The organism is uncultured Campylobacter sp., from assembly GCF_938018145.1.
Classification (GTDB): domain Bacteria; phylum Campylobacterota; class Campylobacteria; order Campylobacterales; family Campylobacteraceae; genus Campylobacter_A.
This window is the reverse complement of sequence record NZ_CALIII010000142.1, coordinates 1-14844: the sequence shown is the minus strand read 5'-3', so window position 1 is coordinate 14844 and position 14844 is coordinate 1. Positions and strand designations below refer to the sequence as shown.

Genomic DNA, 14844 nt, shown 5'->3' with positions numbered 1-14844 from the left:
ATCTTGCGTTACTTCTTTCATTTTTGCCTTGTAGTAAGCGGGAATTAATCCCGCGGTAGTAGTCTTTGGGGTTAGCTTTTTAAAGCTTCGTTCCTCTCGATAAAAAAGCGGTCGTTGTCGTTTGCATACGCCATAACCGCGCCTATCTCGCTATACACGCCGTCCATTTGGATTTGTATCTTATTAAGTATTCGTACGATTTCGCTATCTTTGACATTTTGCTTTTGCTTAAGTTCTTGCGTGCGCTTAAAGTAAAAATCTCGCTCGGCTTTGACATTATGTAGCTGCGCTCTCAGGTTTTCCTCTTTTTGCTCGTAGCGCTCTATAACCTCCGCGTCGTAAATCTTGCCGCGTTTGGCTAGTTCGGATTTAAGCTTTACGATCACGGCGTTACGCTGAGATATTTGGGATTTGTAGCCGTTGATTTGGTTTTGACGGTCTTTAGCGTCCTTGATAGCGCAAGCTTCTAGGGAATTTACCTTATCGGCTAGGGCTAGGTTTCGCGCTCTAGTTTGGGCGTATTCCTGTGCTTGCTTTAAGATTATTTTTTCAAGCTCTCTTTCAGCCCAAATCCTAAACGCCTTTGACTCGTTCGAGCGGATAAACATACCCAGCTTGATAATGCCGCGGAGCGTCCATTTGATGACGGGGCGATTGCGGTCGTTTTTAGCTACGACGAAATGAATGCCCTCGACTATTTCGTCCGCGTGCTCGCGCTTATGGTCTCTGATTGTCTTTTCGCTCACGCCGTAACGTTCTGCCACGTATTCAGAAGTAAAGGTTTGAAAATTTAGAATTTCAACTTGTGCTGGCTCTGTTTGGAATAATGACTGCATTTAATCCCCTTTGTTTGGATTTAAAATATTTATGCGGGAATTATATCAGTTTATAAAACAGAAGTCAAGAGTTTTTGTTGTGGATTAAAACAAAAAAAGCAAAAAGGTGTTTTGAATTAAGATTTTTAATAGCTGGAAATCCCAGCCATTAAACAATCATCGATTTTAAGGCATTTTGTAAGATTTTATAATTTTCAAGCTCTTTTTCAAGCTCGTAAATTTTTAAAACCATTTCGCACGCCTTTTCGACTTGCAGCGTTATTTTGCCAAGCGATAGCGCGGATCGCAAGCCGCCCTCGCTCATTCCTATCTTCTCCGCCAGCTCGCGTTGCGTGATATTTAATTCTTTACAGACTTGTTTTACGATGTTTTCCTCTGCGGTCATTTGCTTTCCTTGTCAAAATCAAATCGTAGCTGATAGTTTTTAGAATACGATTTGTTAAAAAGATAGATAAAATCGTCCCAATCGTCAGCTACTTTCATAAGCGTAATAACGGATATTAGGTGCTTATCAAGGTGCGGTATGCCCGTGTCTAGCGTTAAGCTCTGATGAAATTTATATAAGTTGTTTCCGCTTTCGCTTTTGGGTGTTTTATTTCTAAGCTCCTCAAGCACGCCCTCGGGGAGCTGCTTGTACACTATTTCGTTTGTTATCTTGCCTACGATTTGCGGCATTTTGTGGTGAGTTTGAAACTCGCCCCACTCTTTGAGCCTAAAAATTTGCTCGTAAAACTCGTCGGGGAAACGCTTCGTCCATTCTAAAAACTCGGCGGAGATGTATTTAGAAAGTATCTTTTGAAGTTCGTCTTCTTCGCGCTCTTTTTGATAGCCCGTTATTTCATCAACGAGGGCGACGATACCGACTTTGGCAAATGCAGACATAATATGGAGCAGTCTTTTTGCTATCGCGCTTTGATTTTCGTTTAAAATACCCCTATTGTCCGCCATAACGTAAGCTTTGCAAACATCAACGAATAGCTCGGCTTCAAACGGGATAAACGCCGGTCCGACGACACCCGAAATTTTACCCAAACTTTGCGTATCAGCCCCTAAAATCCATATTTTTAGATGGTCCGATAAAAAAGGCTGTATCCAAGCGGCTTTTAAATTTCTAAGCAATGCGCCGCTACCTCCGCCTCTTAAATCCATAGCCCGAGCCGTCCCGCGCAGAGATAAAAGACGACGCTTATCGTCGGTGACGTAGCACTCTATCGTGATGTCGCCCGCGATTTTCCAGTCGCCCTTGTGAGTTACTTTGGCGTTTTTTGGCTCTTTACACGTGGCTTTGATTAGATTTTCACCGGTCATTTTTTTACCCTTTTATTACCGCTCTTACAATATTTTTTATTGTCTCATCATCTGCTAATTTTATTGCGCTCATAAGCTTGTCTCCAACGTCGGAGCGTAGGCAATCGACTGCGCGTTTTGATAACTTTACCCCAACAAAAGTGTTTGTGTCGGTAACATAGCCCTCAAAATCAATAACCCCATATTCGCGCAAAGCCCCCACAGTATCCCATACAAATTTATTATCTCCGCCCTGTGCGATTTTACTTAGTTCAATTCTTGCAGGAGCGGGGAAGCTTTCGAGCAATAATGCTAAAATCTTGCCGCTGTAAATATCAAATTTATCAATATTTTCCATTTTTTACCCTTTTCTAAAATCCCAAATTCTACAAAAACCTAAATTTAAAAGCCCTTACGGTTTGCCGACCCGCTTGATTATAGTGCGCAGTTTGGTGTCTTTCGTAGTCATCGCCGTGGCTTCTAGCCCCTTTTGCGCCAATTCCTTAATTTCTAGCAAACGCTCTATCACGCTAGGCGGCAACGGCTCTTTTTTGCGTCGCTTCTTTTGCGTAGGTTCTTGCGCGGGCTTCCTAGGCGGCAAGCTTGCCCAATACTTGTCAAGCTTTCGCCCGTAGTATTCTAGGGCTTCTTGCTCGCTTAGCCTGACGTGTGCCGGTAGCGGGCCGCTAACCCAAACGCCGTTTTGCATTCGCATTGTCGATTTTTGAAACATTACCGCTTCGCCGTAAGTCATTTCCGCCCCCTAAAACGGTATCGTTTCGTCGTTATCGTATTTGTCGGCGTCCACGTCTATTTCCGGCGCGTCGTAGTCTGCGGCGTAGTCTTTCGGCGGTTGTTGCGGTTTCTTTGGCGCTCCTTGCTGCGAACGTTGATTTGGATACCCGCCTTGACTATTGCCCGCTCGCTGCCCATCGCCTAGCATTTCCATATTCTCGACGGCTACCGTGTGCTTGCTTCTGTTTTGCCCGTTATTGTCCGTCCATTGGTCGAATTTTAAGCGGCCTTCGACTAAAAGCTTTGAACCTTTACTAAGGTATTGATTTGCTATTTCCGCTTGCTTACCGAAAAACGTTATGTCTATAAAGCACGTTTCTTCGCGCTTCTCCCCGTTTACGCTAAATTTGCGAGTTACGGCAATGCCGGAGCTACCTATCGCCGCACCGTTTTGGGTGTAGCGCAAATCAATATCTTTTGTCAAATTTCCGACTAAAACTATTCTATTAAACACCTTAGCCCCTTAAATCTTCCATCAGCGCGTCAATACTGTTTGGATCTGCTAAATACGCCTTAGCTTCATCAGGCGACACTCTTTCCAAAAGCTTTTCAGCCTCGGCTTCGCTCACGCCTCTGTTCATTAGCTCGCTTTGCAATGCGTCAAGCGGCAGCACATCCTCATTTACGTCGATTTCTACTTCAACGGGCGCGGCTTCGATGTATTCGGCTTCGTCAACTGTCAAATTTTGTTTGACGGTTGAGCTGTTCGGTTTTTCCGAACTGTTCAAAAGCTCGTTTAAATTTTGAGTTTTAGGAGTTTGCGGTTTTGATTGCTCGGCTCTTATCGGCTCGTCCTCTAAACTCAACGCTTCGGCTAGGCTATCGTTTATCGGCAGGCGCGAAGCAACGTATTTTATGGCTTTGGCTTTATACATCTCCTCTGCCCATTCGAGCCAAATGTGAGCTAGTTTGTCTTGGCTTTTTTGATTTTGGCTTTTTAGGCGTAGTTTTTCAAGCTTTTTCTTGCTGACGAACTCGCTAAACTCCGCGCCTTGCTTATCTACCGCGAATACCAAAACGCCCCTTAGGTTATCAAACACCCATTCGCCGTCCGTTTCGTCGCGCTCGTCGTAGCTAGGAGTAAAATTTATCTCGTCTTTTATGCCTGCGAAATTTATCTCGAATTTATCGCAGCTATACACGGCGATAGCCCTAAATTTCCAGCCGTTGCGGTAGCCTAGGCTAATAAGCCCTTTGTAGCCTATTTGAAGTTGCGCTACACCCCCGTAAGGCACGACGTAGGCTTGACCGAAAAGCTTATTCGGATGCAGGCCGATCTGGACTATTTGCATTGCCGTATTTACTATACTTTCGACGTTGCAGCCTCTTAGGTCTTTGTCGTTAGCGATATTTACGATAGCGGAGGCAAAGATCGAAGCCTTAGCCTTATCTCCGCCTAATATCGTTTGGATTTGGCTCATTTTTAAGCCTACCAAATCCCTTGCGTTTTGCTCCCTAGTTTGTAGTTGGTTCATCTTTTTATCCTTTCAAATTTAAGCTGCAGTTATGTAATTTTCTTTGCGGTATTCGTAGCTGTGCGCCTCATCTTTGGCGATGTCGGAGTAGATAAGCTCCATATCCTCCTCGCCGTATTCTTTTTCGGCGGCGATGTAGTCCATATACCGCGTTAAAAGCTCTTGGTATTTGCTGCGGCCTTTTTCTAGCAATTCCTCGCTTGCTCGCACTAAAAACGGGATGTGCGGCGCAGATTTAGGCACGCAAAGCCAGCCCGTGTATTTGAGTGAAGTTTTATACCCGCACAAATTTAAAACATCGGTATAGTAAGCTAGCGATAAGTCGTAATTATACGGCTCGACCAGCTTCTCAAACTCGTCTTTGTTATTAGCTTTCGTGCTTTTTAGATCGTAAAGCAGCCCCATTTTGCGGATGTAAATATCAGGGCGCACTTGCATAAGCAAATCTGCGTCTTTGTGGTGGTGGAAAAAGCTCACTTCCTTTTCGGCGTATCGCAAAAACGGCACGAACCTATTTACAAACGCTGCTAGCTTTTGATACTGTTCTAGCATGTCTTTGCCGACTACTATCTTGTCCGGATTGGCTTCTCGTAGCGCCTCAGCCTTTTTTGTGTCAAGCCCAACAGTAGGGCTTTCGATGTAGGTTTTTTCGATATTTTCAGGCGTCAAAATGCAGTCGTGGCAAAGTGTGCCCTCGTCGAAACAAGGCTTCCAAAAGTCGAATTCATGCCTAAATTTAAAGGCTCTCACGCTTTTTCTTATCAAATCGAAACGGGTTGAGCTTAGCCCGCCCGCCTCGTGATAGTCTTTGTTTGACAGCCCTTTTATCATTGTGTTTAGGGGGTATTTAAAGTTCATCTCTGCCCCCTAAATGATTTTACAAAGGCGATAAAATCGCCGACGGTTAGATGTTTGTCTGTTTCGTCGCCTCTCTTGAATAGAGAGGCATAAAATTTAAATGTTTGCATACTCATCTTTTATCCTTTTAGTAGCTCGGGGTTTTCGTAAATATTGCCGATAGCTTCTAAATATCGCGCATTGGACTCAAAGATGTCAAATACCTGCCCGGCGCTGTAGAGCTTATAGCCTGCGGTCGCCTTTAGATATACTACTTGCCCAATCGCCCCGTTGCTTTTTTTAACGACGTCTCCCACAGCTATCTCTACGCCGTTTTTATCCTTTAGTCCCGTGTATTGCATGAGCTCGACTTTGCGAAAAGAGACCTCGAAGCTTGTTTGCTCTTTTTCACTCCAAAGCGTAACTATTTCGCTTGCAAGATTTAGATCCATTACTTCATATATTCCCCTCGAAAATTTTTCATATCCTAACGTTATCCCGTTTGGCAATCTTTGGTTGGAGCGCAAAAATGCCCTAAATTTGATTTCTACCATATCGCTATCCTTTCATATTCATCTGTAATTACTCGAAACGGCTCTAAAATTTGAGCCGTCGTAGCCTCTATCCTAGCCCTGCGCTCCTCTTTGATCTTGCGTCTATCCGCTAGCAGTTCCTTCAGCATTTCGCCGACTTGCTCGTTCGGATATTCGCTCAAATACTCGCGAATACACAAAACTACGTCCGTGTCGTCCTCGTATTCAAAGAGGCTATCAAGCCCGCCGTAAATATCGTCCTCGTCTGTTCGCTCGCAAATCTCTTGCATATACTCTTTTATTTTTGCTTCGGCTTTTGCTTGTGTCATTTTTTATCCTTTCAAATTTAAAAACCTGATATTTTTTATCAATCTTTTCGAGTTGTTTCCTTTTTGGAAATAACTCAATAGCCGCCTAAATAACCTAAATAGCCACACGGCTTATCCTTTCTAGGGCTAGAGATGACTAGCCCATTGTTGAAGTATCCTAAAGCAAACCCCGCAAAGATGAATATTAGTATTTGCAAAACCTATCAATCTTAAGGAGGCTGCGGGGCTTGATTTAGGATACGGCGGCGGGCGAGTTGCCCCGCCATTAATTTATGCTCGCCTTAAAGGCCTTAACGCCCTCGCACTTTTGGCTAATCTTTGACACTATCTCTCCAAGCACTTCGCGCCTTGAAGCCTCGGCCGTATAGCACACTAGTTTTAGCCCGAATTTCTCCTCGTCGATACTCACGAAAAGCTCGCACTCGAATTTGCCCCTGATCTCCGTATCGGCCTCGTAAACCGGTAGCGTGAAAGTGATGTTTTTTGGCATCTGGATAGTCTCTTTTGCGCCCGATTTGATTTCGACGTCTAGGCTGATTTTTGAGCTCGCGTTTTTTTGCACGCTGTCAAATTTCTTGACCGCTTGCAGGCTCTCTGCCAGCTCGATTACGTCCATATTGTCGTTTGGCTTGCCGTCTATGGCGGTAATGTACGCAAATAGGCTTTTAAGCAAAAATACGAAGTCGCGCTGACCTAGATTTTTACCTACGCTTTGGTTAAAGGCTTCGTAAAACGGAGTAAAGCCCAATCCTAAATTTATGCGTTTTTCGCAAAACTCGGCTTTATCTTTAGAGTTAAAATCTACAACGCACTTTATGCTCTTGTCGTCGAAAAATAGCTTCGAGGTCGGCTCTTTGTACTCATTGACGAGATCAACGAAGCTATCTACGTCAAGAGCGTCTACGGTATATTTGTTGCGAAGCGGCTCTTTTAGCAAAACCTCGGATATTTCGTAGTCTTGGTGTCTTAGTATGGCCCTTTTGTCCTCGTCTAGCATAACGCTAGGCACTACGTATTTACTCTTTTCTTCTTGCATTTTCTGTCCTTTTTAAAATTTACATACTCATTACGAGTTGGTTAGGCGCATTGCGCACCGGCAGTAGGTCGTTTGATACATAAAATCTCGTCCTGATAGGCTCTTTCGGTAAATTTACGCCGGTAGTGCCGAAAACTATGATCTCGCCCTCTGAGTTAGTGTCGGGTTTGATATTTAGCTTTATGCTCACGCTAGCGGCTTTGCCCGTAGCTTTTACGGCGCTGATGGCTTCTTTTAGGTTATTGGCGGTTTGGCTTAGCAGCATACCCGCTCCTAGACTTCTTAGGCATTCAACTAGGACGTCTACATCTTTACTTACGATTTGCGGTTCCATTTTTGTCTCCTTGTGTTGTTTGGTTAGAGCTTTCGCTCGACTCGGGTTATTGGTTTGGTGGCAGGACGGGTCGGAGTCGAACCGACATCTTACGGATTTGGAATCCGCAGCTTTACCGATTAAGCTACCGCCATATAAAAAAAGGAAAGTCAGCGTTTTACTTAAACTATGACTGCCCCCGAATGTGGGAGCCGTCAAGCCGGTTTGACGGCAATCTCTGCCTTTTACTCATCAACGGCGTTAGCCTACGAAACCTTTTGTGGTGGCGGACGGCAGGATTCGAACCTGCATTCCAAAAGCTCGTTTTCCGGACGTCCAAGAGTTTTCCGATTAACATACGTCCGCCATAAATAAATTTAACAAAACGTAAAGCGATATAAATTTAGAATTTGCCGGGTTGCCGATTTTAAAGGATATGATATGAATACTCTTATAATTTCTTATGATTTAAGAAGAGCGGGGCAAGATTACGAAACGCTCTATAAAAGGATTAAAGAGCTAGGCAATTGGTGGCATTGCCTAGACAGCACTTGGATCGTTAAAAGCAATTATTCGGCAGAAAAGGCGCGGAATATCTTGCTTGAAGCAATCGACAATAACGACTTGCTCGTCGTTATTCAAACTGGATCGGTTGATGCGGCTTGGTTTGGGCTAAACAAAAAATGCTCTGATTGGTTAAAAGCCAATTTGTAATTGTCGCTAGTTCCGGATACTTTAGTATCTTGTTCTAGCGTAAAAGGCAACCCGTTTATCTTTATCGTAGTTCCTTTTTTGATGATGAATTCTTGCATGCTGCTTCCTTTTAGATAAATTCATATCACTTTACGTTAAAAAGTTTTGCGTGGATTTTTCAAGCTCTGATATACACGCGCGATCAGGGCTGATCTGGCTAGGGCAATATCGCTTCCCTAGTGCGCTACCCGTAGCTTTAGGTTACGTAACCTCGGCGTGGGTCGCCTATCCTTGTTTGGGTAATAGAAGTGTATCATTACAACACTTAAGAGATACTTAAATAAGAGTATAAAAAAAACACTTTTAAAAATATTTTTTATGGTATAATCTTGTAAATCACTTTAAAGGGCATAAATGCGGATATGTGTATTATTCTTTATTGTTATGTCTATTGTATTTGCTGGCGAAAAGATAAGCGATCAAGACGGTAGATACGAATATTCACAACTTGGGGACGCTCGGAAAGACCAGTTTATGGTTGATACTCAAACTGGAAAAACTTGGGTAACATACTATACAGACGACAATATCGCGATACTTGTTCCAGTCTATTATTATGGTGGGGGGCTAAAGCCGGATGCCGCGGGCGTAAAAGAGACCAATGGCAGATATAAGATGGGGCAGATCTCGCAAGCCAGAGCAGACCAGTTTATGCTAGATACAAAAACAGGCAGAATGTGGAATGTCGTAGAGGATAAGAATGAAAACTATACATTACGACCAGTTTTTTATAAGGACGGCGGCTTTTTGCCAAATTAGCGCCTTCTCCACTCCCACGGCGGGATAGGCTCTTTATCTCGCCACAAGCCCAGTTTTTGGCTTTTCGCTTGGCTTTCTTGCGGGGTGTATTTCTTTGAAAACTTGCGATACGCCCACGCGTAGCCGTTTTCTACCATTTGGGCGTTTATGTCTGCACCATTGAGATAGATCGTGCCGATCGTGCGCTTGTATCTATCTTTGCCGCTTTCCTCGACTTCTACGACTTCGCCAGCTATCAAATTTGCCAAAAACTGCTTAGACTTCTTGCCGTATGGCTGCTTGAGTTCGGGCGCGTCAATGCCGAATAGTCTTACTTTGATTTGCTGTTTGCCTTGCAATACCGTGATCGTATCGCCATCGTGGGCAGAGATGACTTTGCCGGAGAGGGCGAAGAGAGGAGAGGCTATCACGAGGATAGCCAAGAATTTAAACATACGGGTAAATATAATCTTGCGAAATAACCCCTAGAGCCTTAAGCCTAACAATCATTGCCTGCCTTGATACTTCAAAAATAGAAGCTAGGCCATCGATATACTTATCTATTGTAGGCTTTTCGCTGCTTTTATGTATATCATCAACGCCTTTGCCTATGGCAAATATCGGCATAAGCAAGTTGGCTGCAAATTGGTTAGCCCTTGTTTCTCGCGGTCCTTTATTCCCATTTCTATAATGCTCTTTAAAGTCGCCGTTGGTGCTATCTTTATATTTTTCTATATTGGGCAAAATGTCATAAACTAAGTGCCCCAATTCGTGGGCTAGCGTAAATTTTTGTCTATTTTCGGGGCGGAGAGGATTTATCCAAATAACAGGCTCGCCTTTTTCAAGGTATATATGCCCATCTTTTATATCCCTTACCTTTCCCCAATCTAGCGTTTTTACAACTTTTACACCCATAAGGCCAGCAATCTCAAAAGGGTCAAACGGAGCTTGGGTTATATTAAGCTTGGCTAAAATGTCTTTTGAGCGCATATTAGCAAAATCACTTAGTGCCATTTTCTCCTCCTTCCAAATTTGCTTCATCATCTATTGTAATATCAATATCCTTTAATATTTCTTTATCTTTACAGTCTTGCCCCTCGAAAATATCACCCCTGGAATGGGTATTCTTAAAATCATCCTCTCTTCCTATGTCCTTGTTGCGCTCGTAACTAGCTATGACGACAACCATATCGCCCACTGATATATCAAGCTGTCTCTTAAACTCATCTAACTCAATAATTCTTTTTAGGATTTCATCGTTTTCAAGTATTCTTTCTACCAATTTGTTTCTTATAGAGCTATCTTGGGATATTTTTACTAGAACCTTCTCGATAGATTCTTTAATAGCTTGCTTATTCTTTCTATTGTAATAAATAGATATTCCTATGGTAATTGCGGCCAAACAGACGCCACCTAAAACCAAAAAGGTGTTTGCGTTGCTAATCGTCAAATTTGCAGAATTTAACGTCCTGTCGGCTACTGACAATAAAAAATCTATATTAGCTTCGTTCAATATTGCCCCTTTCTAAAACCTCTTTGAATTTATGGAGTAGCTACCGACTAGGCGCCTATTTGATGCCGTAGTCGTTAAATGTAAGCCCCTTATAGACCTCATAATGTATCTTGCCGCAAACCTTGCCTAGTATCTCCCAATCGTCGTAGCCCTCTTTGTGCGGGTATATGTCGCCATATTTCGGGTTTAGGCTAATAAGTTTAACTTTGCCGTATGGTAAAAACTCGACCCTTTTTACATATACGATCTCGCCGATCCTAACAATGTAAATGCCAGCTATCTTAATAAACTCGTAGCGGTGGTTTACCATATCGACGATAACCCAATCGCTCTCCTCGTATTCTGGAGACATACTATCGCCCACTACCTCAAAAACTTTTAAATTTGCAGGGTTTAGCCCCTTTATAAAACTTTTGTCTACCGCGACCTTGCGCTCCTCGCTACTAAGCATCTCTAAATCAAACACTCCCTCGCTACCGGCACCGACGCGCATTTCTGATTTTGATAAAAACACGATATTGTCGAGCGATAAGTCTTTAAGCGCGTCCGATCCGCCGATTATTAATTCGTCAAGGCTTGTATCGAAAAGCTCGGCAAGGGCTCTTAAGGTTTTAATTTCGGGGTTATTCCTTGTTTTTTCGTCTTTTCTAAACCAATTTTTTACCCCGTCCAAAGTATAGTTTATCCCCTGATCGGCAAGAAAAAATACTATATCGCTTTGATTTATCCCTTTTTCTCGCATAATCTCTTTTGCGCGCTTAAAATCAAACATCTTAGCCATTTTTTACCTCCCCAAATAGGTGTTTTTATTGTGCACTATTATACCAAATTTTAAAACTTAGTTAATGTTTCTACACAACACTAATTAAACTACTCTTAAGGGTTTTAATACTACACTTACATCATGAATTACAAAACACTAAAAAACATTTTATTGCAATATCTGAAAATTGATAGGGTAAAGCGTTTGCTAGCAAAAGGCAACAAGGGCAAACATAAACCATCGGGCACGCTAATGATAGTTTTAGAAAAAAACCACGACATCCCCGCCGTCGCTTGGGAAAATATCCGCGCTTGGCTATCCGAGCAAGAAGCCAAACAGCTCAAAAAGGCTAAAAAGGAGAATAAATGAACGAAGATCAAAAAATAGACTACGAAGTGCAGGCTAAGCGTTTCGATAAGGCTTTTAGAAAAATAAGCAAAAAGCTAAGAAAATTTGAGCGAGACGACCAAACTAAGATGATAAAGCTCATTGCAGCTAGGTTTAACTACGACGAGCGACTAAGATACGATGAGCTCAAGCTTGCTTCGTTATTTCATCAAAAATAACGTTGTAAATGCTCGCGGCTTCTTTTGCAATATCGGTTTTGGCTACGTCTTTGTATCTAGCCTCGCCGTATTCCGAGTTATATTCGGTGTCGGTATGCGTTTTTAACCCGGCCGCACCGATCACGATTTTGGTTAGCTCTAATGCTATTTCTTTGTCCGTCATTTAAGTCCTTTGTTTGAATTTCTTAGCTTGGTCGCTTGGAATTTTACTAAGGGCTTAAATGAAAGTCAAATAATAAGCCTTGTATTCATTGTAATGGCTCCTTGTGTTGAATTTTTGTGAGGACTTCTATTTTAGCACAAGGGGCTTTTAGAGTGAATAAACCTAAAGAGGTAAAAAATGATCGCTGAAACTTCATTAAAAGCATATCGTGCCATAAAGCCGTTTCTAAACGGCAAACGGGCGCAGGTATATGAATGCTTTAAATTGCATCCAAACGGCGCGACACGGCAAGAAATAGCGCGCTGGTATAAGTTTAAAGAATGCGGCGTATGCGGTCGCGTCAATGAGCTAGTAGCGCAAGGCTATTTAGCAGTCATCGGCACCAAAAAAGACGCCGTTACAGGTCATAGCGCGGAAATTTTAAAAGCCGTCGAGAGGATAGCGTAATGCCGGATATTGAATTTGTTGTCGCGTCATTTGCGATCGGCGTACTGCTGTTTGAGCTGATTAATTACTTCAAATTTAGGCTGTGACGATGAAACTCTTAGCACTCTTGATTTGGATAATTTTGAGCTTTTTGGCGGTTTGCCTTTTTGTGTCGGTCGCGTTTGCGTGGCTGACGGTTGAGAAATTTAAGGAGTATGAAGAATGAAAAATTTAACCAAAGAACGCGTTAATACGTGGGTATTCGATAAAAAGTTGAGCGTCGAGGACTTGCGACTGCTTTTGTACCTAGCTGGCGACCCGGCTGACGACGTTGCTAATCTTGCAAAGCTTTTTGGTATAGCAAATTCTACTGCGTATAAACGACTAGGCAAGCTTAAAAAGCTCGGCTACATTGAAAAAATTAAGGGCGTATTTCAAATTTCGGGAGGTGAGCTGTGAATAAAAAACTATTTTGGATAAAACTTAAAAAGGATTTTTTCGATGATCCTAAAATTTTAAAAATAAGAAGCGTAGCCGGCGGGGATACTTACACCTGCATCTATCTTAAGCTTTTATTGAAAAGCCTAGACGATGACGGCGTTATATTTTTTGACGGCATAGAGCCGACGATAGAAGCCGAGATCGCACTAAAAATAAGGGAGCAAGAAATAAACGTCAAGGCCGCTATGGCTATTTTTGAGAGCTTGGGGCTGTTGCAAAAGGGCGAAGACGACGACGTAAGACTCCCCGAAGCGGTAAGCCTAAGCGGCGGGGAATGCGACAGCGCAAAGAGAGTTAGGGAGTTTAGAGCCAAACAGAAAGAGGCTAAAGCGTTACATTGTAACAGCACGGTAACAACCGGTAACAAAAACGTAACCCTAGAGAAAGAGATAGAGTTAGAGAAAGAGATAGAGCAAGAAGAAGCTAACGCTTCTACGCACGTGCGCACGCGTGAAGAGCCTGACCCCTTGCCTAAGCGATTTAAAAAACCGACCCTAAAAGAGCTTGAAACCTACAAACAAGAGGCAAATTTAAATCTCGTCGATTGTTCTGCGTTTTACGACTTCTACGAAAGCAAAGGTTGGGCGGTGGGTAAGGCGCCGATGAAAGACTGGCGAGCGTCTATGCGCAATTGGCAAAGGTCCGAGGCGGAGCGAATAACTAAAAGAGGATCACCGCCTACCACGAGGGCAAAAGGGCAGGAAACGGCAGATGCAGATTACGACGATTTAGCGCGTTTTGGCTTTAGAAGCAACGACGCGATAGAGTGCGAAATACTAGAACTAGGAGCAGATTATGGCGATAGATAGGGTCGAGCTGATAATGCAAGCGGTGGAGTGCAATAAAGTCCAAGCGATGATTTACGAGGATGAGATCAAAGACATCCCCGATAGCCGGCTTATGGATTTTTTCAAATTTAGGCTGCAATTTTTGGATCGGTACGTAAGCAAAGAGTTAGCGATGAAAAAAGCCATAACCGCGTATAAGACTATCCTTGCAAAAGAGGCGATAAAGCAGGGCAAGTACGCCTTTGATAGCCTTGAGACGATGATCGATTTTATCAGGCAAGCCTACAAAGGGCAGGAGTTTTGCTACGGGGTGCCGCCGTTTTACGACGTGGTCCGGCTAGCTATCGACGAGGACGGCGACATAATAAATAAATTTTCCGTGAATAGCTACGGCAAATATCCTAAGCTAAGCGGCGAGGACACGCAGGCAGTGTTTGAATGGCTATTCAATCATCAATACCGCATAGGCGAGGTTAAATTTATCAGCGTAGAGAACTCGACCAGATACCAAGCTAAAAAGCAAGAAATAGAACTACGCGAAAAAGGGCAAGATCAAATCATCGACAAGATAAACAAAGACCCGGACGCGCCGCTACCTATCGACCCTAAAGTCGGGGCGATGCTGGCGATAAGGACTGCGGTATGAAACTAGAATTTAGACCGGATGACCAAAAGAACTTTTACGACGTGCTTTTAGTAGATTTTGAAAGCGGCGAAGTCGTAATACTCGTCGCAGGCGGCAGGGAGTGCAAGAGGCTAACCGAGGGCGAGCTAAGAATAAAAGGCGAGCAAGGGAGTTTGTTTTGATAGAGCTAAATAAAATTTACAATACCGACTGCTTAGAATTTATGCGCTCAATGCCGGGTAACTGCGTGGATTTGGTAGTGACCGATCCGCCGTACGAAATAGCGACCAAAGGCGGCGGACTAGGCAAACGCCCCGTCTACGAAAACGGCGCGCTGGATAAAATCTCGCAAGGCTTTGACGTAGAGGCTACGCTAGAACAAATCGCGCGCGTCTGCAAGAAAGTCAATGTTTTCATATTTTGCTCGACGAAACAAAAGCCGCGCATAATGAACTGGGGATACGACAGGGGCTATAACGTGGCCGAGCTTTTTTGGCACAAGCCTAACGCCGCGCCTTTTACGAACAACACTTTTAAAAGCGACGTTGAAAATATAATCTACATCAG

25 protein-coding genes, 2 tRNA genes and 1 pseudogene are annotated in these 14844 nt (G+C 43.3%); 9 read left to right on the top strand and 19 right to left on the bottom strand.

Annotated features, from left to right (window positions below):
• Positions 1-71: 71 nt before the first annotated feature.
• The 14 genes from Q0338_RS03280 to Q0338_RS03215 form a co-directional block, all read right to left on the bottom strand.
• Positions 72-836, bottom strand: a complete 765-nt coding sequence (locus Q0338_RS03280; RefSeq protein WP_298085513.1) for a hypothetical protein — start codon at positions 834-836, stop codon at positions 72-74.
• Positions 837-984: 148 nt separating this feature from the next.
• Positions 985-1221 (bottom strand): helix-turn-helix transcriptional regulator, encoded by a 237-nt coding sequence (locus tag Q0338_RS03275; protein ID WP_298085512.1) that lies wholly within the window; start codon positions 1219-1221, stop codon positions 985-987.
• Entirely contained in the window at positions 1218-2144 is a 927-nt protein-coding gene (locus Q0338_RS03270; RefSeq protein ID WP_298085511.1) for a P63C domain-containing protein, read from the bottom strand. Before Q0338_RS03270 ends, Q0338_RS03275 begins: the two co-directional genes overlap by 4 nt.
• 4 nt (positions 2145-2148) lie before the next feature.
• Positions 2149-2481, bottom strand: a complete 333-nt coding sequence (locus tag Q0338_RS03265; protein WP_298085510.1) for a hypothetical protein — start codon at positions 2479-2481, stop codon at positions 2149-2151.
• Positions 2482-2535: 54 nt separating this feature from the next.
• The gene (locus tag Q0338_RS03260) at positions 2536-2877 is read right to left on the bottom strand and encodes a hypothetical protein (protein WP_298085509.1); all 342 of its coding nucleotides are present in this window, start codon (positions 2875-2877) and stop codon (positions 2536-2538) included.
• A 9-nt stretch (positions 2878-2886) separates the two neighbouring features.
• Positions 2887-3372: a single-stranded DNA-binding protein gene (gene ssb / locus Q0338_RS03255; protein WP_298085508.1), complete on the bottom strand. Its 486-nt coding sequence runs from the start codon at positions 3370-3372 to the stop codon at positions 2887-2889.
• A 1-nt stretch (position 3373) separates the two neighbouring features.
• Positions 3374-4393: a recombinase RecT gene (locus tag Q0338_RS03250; protein ID WP_298085507.1), complete on the bottom strand. Its 1020-nt coding sequence runs from the start codon at positions 4391-4393 to the stop codon at positions 3374-3376.
• Positions 4394-4411: 18 nt separating this feature from the next.
• Positions 4412-5251, bottom strand: coding sequence for a PD-(D/E)XK nuclease-like domain-containing protein (locus tag Q0338_RS03245; RefSeq protein ID WP_298085506.1), 840 nt, complete (start codon positions 5249-5251; stop codon positions 4412-4414).
• Between the two features lie 119 nt (positions 5252-5370).
• Positions 5371-5784 carry a YopX family protein gene (locus tag Q0338_RS03240; protein ID WP_298085505.1) on the bottom strand — a complete coding sequence of 138 codons (414 nt, stop codon included), beginning with the start codon at positions 5782-5784 and terminating at the stop codon, positions 5371-5373.
• Entirely contained in the window at positions 5778-6092 is a 315-nt protein-coding gene (locus Q0338_RS03235) for a hypothetical protein (protein WP_298085504.1), read from the bottom strand. The genes Q0338_RS03240 and Q0338_RS03235 overlap by 7 nt, the downstream gene beginning before the upstream one ends.
• A 265-nt stretch (positions 6093-6357) precedes the next feature.
• A complete protein-coding gene (locus Q0338_RS03230) occupies positions 6358-7128 on the bottom strand; it encodes a DUF2303 family protein (protein WP_298085503.1) in 771 nt (256 codons plus the stop codon).
• 19 nt (positions 7129-7147) lie between these two features.
• Positions 7148-7462 (bottom strand): hypothetical protein, encoded by a 315-nt coding sequence (locus Q0338_RS03225; protein WP_122866977.1) that lies wholly within the window; start codon positions 7460-7462, stop codon positions 7148-7150.
• Between the two features lie 58 nt (positions 7463-7520).
• A tRNA-Trp gene (locus tag Q0338_RS03220) sits at positions 7521-7596 on the bottom strand.
• A gap of 130 nt (positions 7597-7726) precedes the next feature.
• Positions 7727-7807: transfer RNA gene (locus tag Q0338_RS03215), tRNA-OTHER, on the bottom strand.
• A gap of 75 nt (positions 7808-7882) precedes the next feature.
• On the opposite strand from Q0338_RS03215, the gene Q0338_RS03210 reads away from it, so the two are divergent.
• On the top strand, positions 7883-8155 hold the full coding sequence (locus Q0338_RS03210; protein WP_298085502.1) for a hypothetical protein: 273 nt from the start codon (positions 7883-7885) through the stop codon (positions 8153-8155).
• 513 nt (positions 8156-8668) lie between these two features.
• Entirely contained in the window at positions 8669-8953 is a 285-nt protein-coding gene (locus Q0338_RS03205) for a hypothetical protein (RefSeq protein WP_298085501.1), read from the top strand.
• Here Q0338_RS03205 and Q0338_RS03200 read toward each other — a convergent pair.
• From Q0338_RS03200 to Q0338_RS03185, 4 genes are read right to left on the bottom strand one after another with little or no spacing between them, the layout of a single operon-like run.
• Positions 8950-9387 carry a thermonuclease family protein gene (locus Q0338_RS03200; RefSeq protein ID WP_298085500.1) on the bottom strand — a complete coding sequence of 146 codons (438 nt, stop codon included), beginning with the start codon at positions 9385-9387 and terminating at the stop codon, positions 8950-8952. The genes Q0338_RS03205 and Q0338_RS03200 overlap by 4 nt on opposite strands.
• The gene (locus Q0338_RS03195; protein ID WP_298085499.1) at positions 9380-9946 is read right to left on the bottom strand and encodes an ImmA/IrrE family metallo-endopeptidase; all 567 of its coding nucleotides are present in this window, start codon (positions 9944-9946) and stop codon (positions 9380-9382) included. Before Q0338_RS03195 ends, Q0338_RS03200 begins: the two co-directional genes overlap by 8 nt.
• Positions 9933-10445, bottom strand: a complete 513-nt coding sequence (locus Q0338_RS03190) for a hypothetical protein (RefSeq protein WP_298085498.1) — start codon at positions 10443-10445, stop codon at positions 9933-9935. The genes Q0338_RS03195 and Q0338_RS03190 overlap by 14 nt, the downstream gene beginning before the upstream one ends.
• Positions 10446-10500: 55 nt before the next feature.
• Positions 10501-11226 (bottom strand): LexA family transcriptional regulator, encoded by a 726-nt coding sequence (locus tag Q0338_RS03185; protein WP_298085497.1) that lies wholly within the window; start codon positions 11224-11226, stop codon positions 10501-10503.
• 347 nt (positions 11227-11573) lie between these two features.
• On the opposite strand from Q0338_RS03185, the gene Q0338_RS03180 reads away from it, so the two are divergent.
• Positions 11574-11774, top strand: coding sequence for a hypothetical protein (locus tag Q0338_RS03180; RefSeq protein ID WP_298085496.1), 201 nt, complete (start codon positions 11574-11576; stop codon positions 11772-11774).
• Here Q0338_RS03180 and Q0338_RS03175 read toward each other — a convergent pair.
• A complete protein-coding gene (locus Q0338_RS03175) occupies positions 11743-11937 on the bottom strand; it encodes a hypothetical protein (RefSeq protein WP_298085495.1) in 195 nt (64 codons plus the stop codon). The two genes, Q0338_RS03180 and Q0338_RS03175, sit on opposite strands and share 32 nt — an antisense overlap.
• Before the next feature lie 177 nt (positions 11938-12114).
• Here Q0338_RS03175 and Q0338_RS03170 point away from each other — a divergent pair, with 177 nt between their 5' ends.
• From Q0338_RS03170 to Q0338_RS03145, 6 genes and pseudogenes are all read left to right on the top strand, one after another.
• Complete coding sequence (locus Q0338_RS03170) at positions 12115-12384, top strand: hypothetical protein (protein WP_298085494.1); 270 nt, start codon at positions 12115-12117, stop codon at positions 12382-12384.
• A gap of 201 nt (positions 12385-12585) precedes the next feature.
• Positions 12586-12822 carry a helix-turn-helix domain-containing protein gene (locus tag Q0338_RS03165; RefSeq protein WP_298085493.1) on the top strand — a complete coding sequence of 79 codons (237 nt, stop codon included), beginning with the start codon at positions 12586-12588 and terminating at the stop codon, positions 12820-12822.
• Positions 12819-13673: a phage replisome organizer N-terminal domain-containing protein gene (locus Q0338_RS03160; protein WP_298085492.1), complete on the top strand. Its 855-nt coding sequence runs from the start codon at positions 12819-12821 to the stop codon at positions 13671-13673. Before Q0338_RS03165 ends, Q0338_RS03160 begins: the two co-directional genes overlap by 4 nt.
• Positions 13660-14298: a hypothetical protein gene (locus Q0338_RS03155; RefSeq protein ID WP_298085491.1), complete on the top strand. Its 639-nt coding sequence runs from the start codon at positions 13660-13662 to the stop codon at positions 14296-14298. The genes Q0338_RS03160 and Q0338_RS03155 overlap by 14 nt, the downstream gene beginning before the upstream one ends.
• Positions 14295-14459 (top strand): hypothetical protein, encoded by a 165-nt coding sequence (locus Q0338_RS03150; protein WP_298085490.1) that lies wholly within the window; start codon positions 14295-14297, stop codon positions 14457-14459. The genes Q0338_RS03155 and Q0338_RS03150 overlap by 4 nt, the downstream gene beginning before the upstream one ends.
• A pseudogene (locus Q0338_RS03145) lies at positions 14456-14844 on the top strand (site-specific DNA-methyltransferase); the annotation flags it as partial. The gene Q0338_RS03150 and the pseudogene Q0338_RS03145, both read left to right, overlap by 4 nt.

Bases quoted from the DNA above. Each gene is read 5' to 3' on its own strand.
- Q0338_RS03280 (WP_298085513.1), bottom strand. From the start codon at position 836: ATGCAGTCATTATTCCAAACAGAGCCAGCACAAGTTGAAATTCTAAAT.
- Q0338_RS03275 (WP_298085512.1), bottom strand. From the start codon at position 1,221: ATGACCGCAGAGGAAAACATCGTAAAACAAGTCTGTAAAGAATTAAAT.
- Q0338_RS03270 (WP_298085511.1), bottom strand. From the start codon at position 2,144: ATGACCGGTGAAAATCTAATCAAAGCCACGTGTAAAGAGCCAAAAAAC.
- Q0338_RS03265 (WP_298085510.1), bottom strand. From the start codon at position 2,481: ATGGAAAATATTGATAAATTTGATATTTACAGCGGCAAGATTTTAGCA.
- Q0338_RS03260 (WP_298085509.1), bottom strand. From the start codon at position 2,877: ATGACTTACGGCGAAGCGGTAATGTTTCAAAAATCGACAATGCGAATG.
- Q0338_RS03250 (WP_298085507.1), bottom strand. From the start codon at position 4,393: ATGAACCAACTACAAACTAGGGAGCAAAACGCAAGGGATTTGGTAGGC.
- Q0338_RS03245 (WP_298085506.1), bottom strand. From the start codon at position 5,251: ATGAACTTTAAATACCCCCTAAACACAATGATAAAAGGGCTGTCAAAC.
- Q0338_RS03240 (WP_298085505.1), bottom strand. From the start codon at position 5,784: ATGGTAGAAATCAAATTTAGGGCATTTTTGCGCTCCAACCAAAGATTG.
- Q0338_RS03235 (WP_298085504.1), bottom strand. From the start codon at position 6,092: ATGACACAAGCAAAAGCCGAAGCAAAAATAAAAGAGTATATGCAAGAG.
- Q0338_RS03230 (WP_298085503.1), bottom strand. From the start codon at position 7,128: ATGCAAGAAGAAAAGAGTAAATACGTAGTGCCTAGCGTTATGCTAGAC.
- Q0338_RS03225 (WP_122866977.1), bottom strand. From the start codon at position 7,462: ATGGAACCGCAAATCGTAAGTAAAGATGTAGACGTCCTAGTTGAATGC.
- Q0338_RS03210 (WP_298085502.1), top strand. From the start codon at position 7,883: ATGAATACTCTTATAATTTCTTATGATTTAAGAAGAGCGGGGCAAGAT.
- Q0338_RS03205 (WP_298085501.1), top strand. From the start codon at position 8,669: ATGGTTGATACTCAAACTGGAAAAACTTGGGTAACATACTATACAGAC.
- Q0338_RS03200 (WP_298085500.1), bottom strand. From the start codon at position 9,387: ATGTTTAAATTCTTGGCTATCCTCGTGATAGCCTCTCCTCTCTTCGCC.
- Q0338_RS03195 (WP_298085499.1), bottom strand. From the start codon at position 9,946: ATGGCACTAAGTGATTTTGCTAATATGCGCTCAAAAGACATTTTAGCC.
- Q0338_RS03185 (WP_298085497.1), bottom strand. From the start codon at position 11,226: ATGGCTAAGATGTTTGATTTTAAGCGCGCAAAAGAGATTATGCGAGAA.
- Q0338_RS03180 (WP_298085496.1), top strand. From the start codon at position 11,574: ATGAACGAAGATCAAAAAATAGACTACGAAGTGCAGGCTAAGCGTTTC.
- Q0338_RS03175 (WP_298085495.1), bottom strand. From the start codon at position 11,937: ATGACGGACAAAGAAATAGCATTAGAGCTAACCAAAATCGTGATCGGT.
- Q0338_RS03170 (WP_298085494.1), top strand. From the start codon at position 12,115: ATGATCGCTGAAACTTCATTAAAAGCATATCGTGCCATAAAGCCGTTT.
- Q0338_RS03165 (WP_298085493.1), top strand. From the start codon at position 12,586: ATGAAAAATTTAACCAAAGAACGCGTTAATACGTGGGTATTCGATAAA.
- Q0338_RS03155 (WP_298085491.1), top strand. From the start codon at position 13,660: ATGGCGATAGATAGGGTCGAGCTGATAATGCAAGCGGTGGAGTGCAAT.
- Q0338_RS03150 (WP_298085490.1), top strand. From the start codon at position 14,295: ATGAAACTAGAATTTAGACCGGATGACCAAAAGAACTTTTACGACGTG.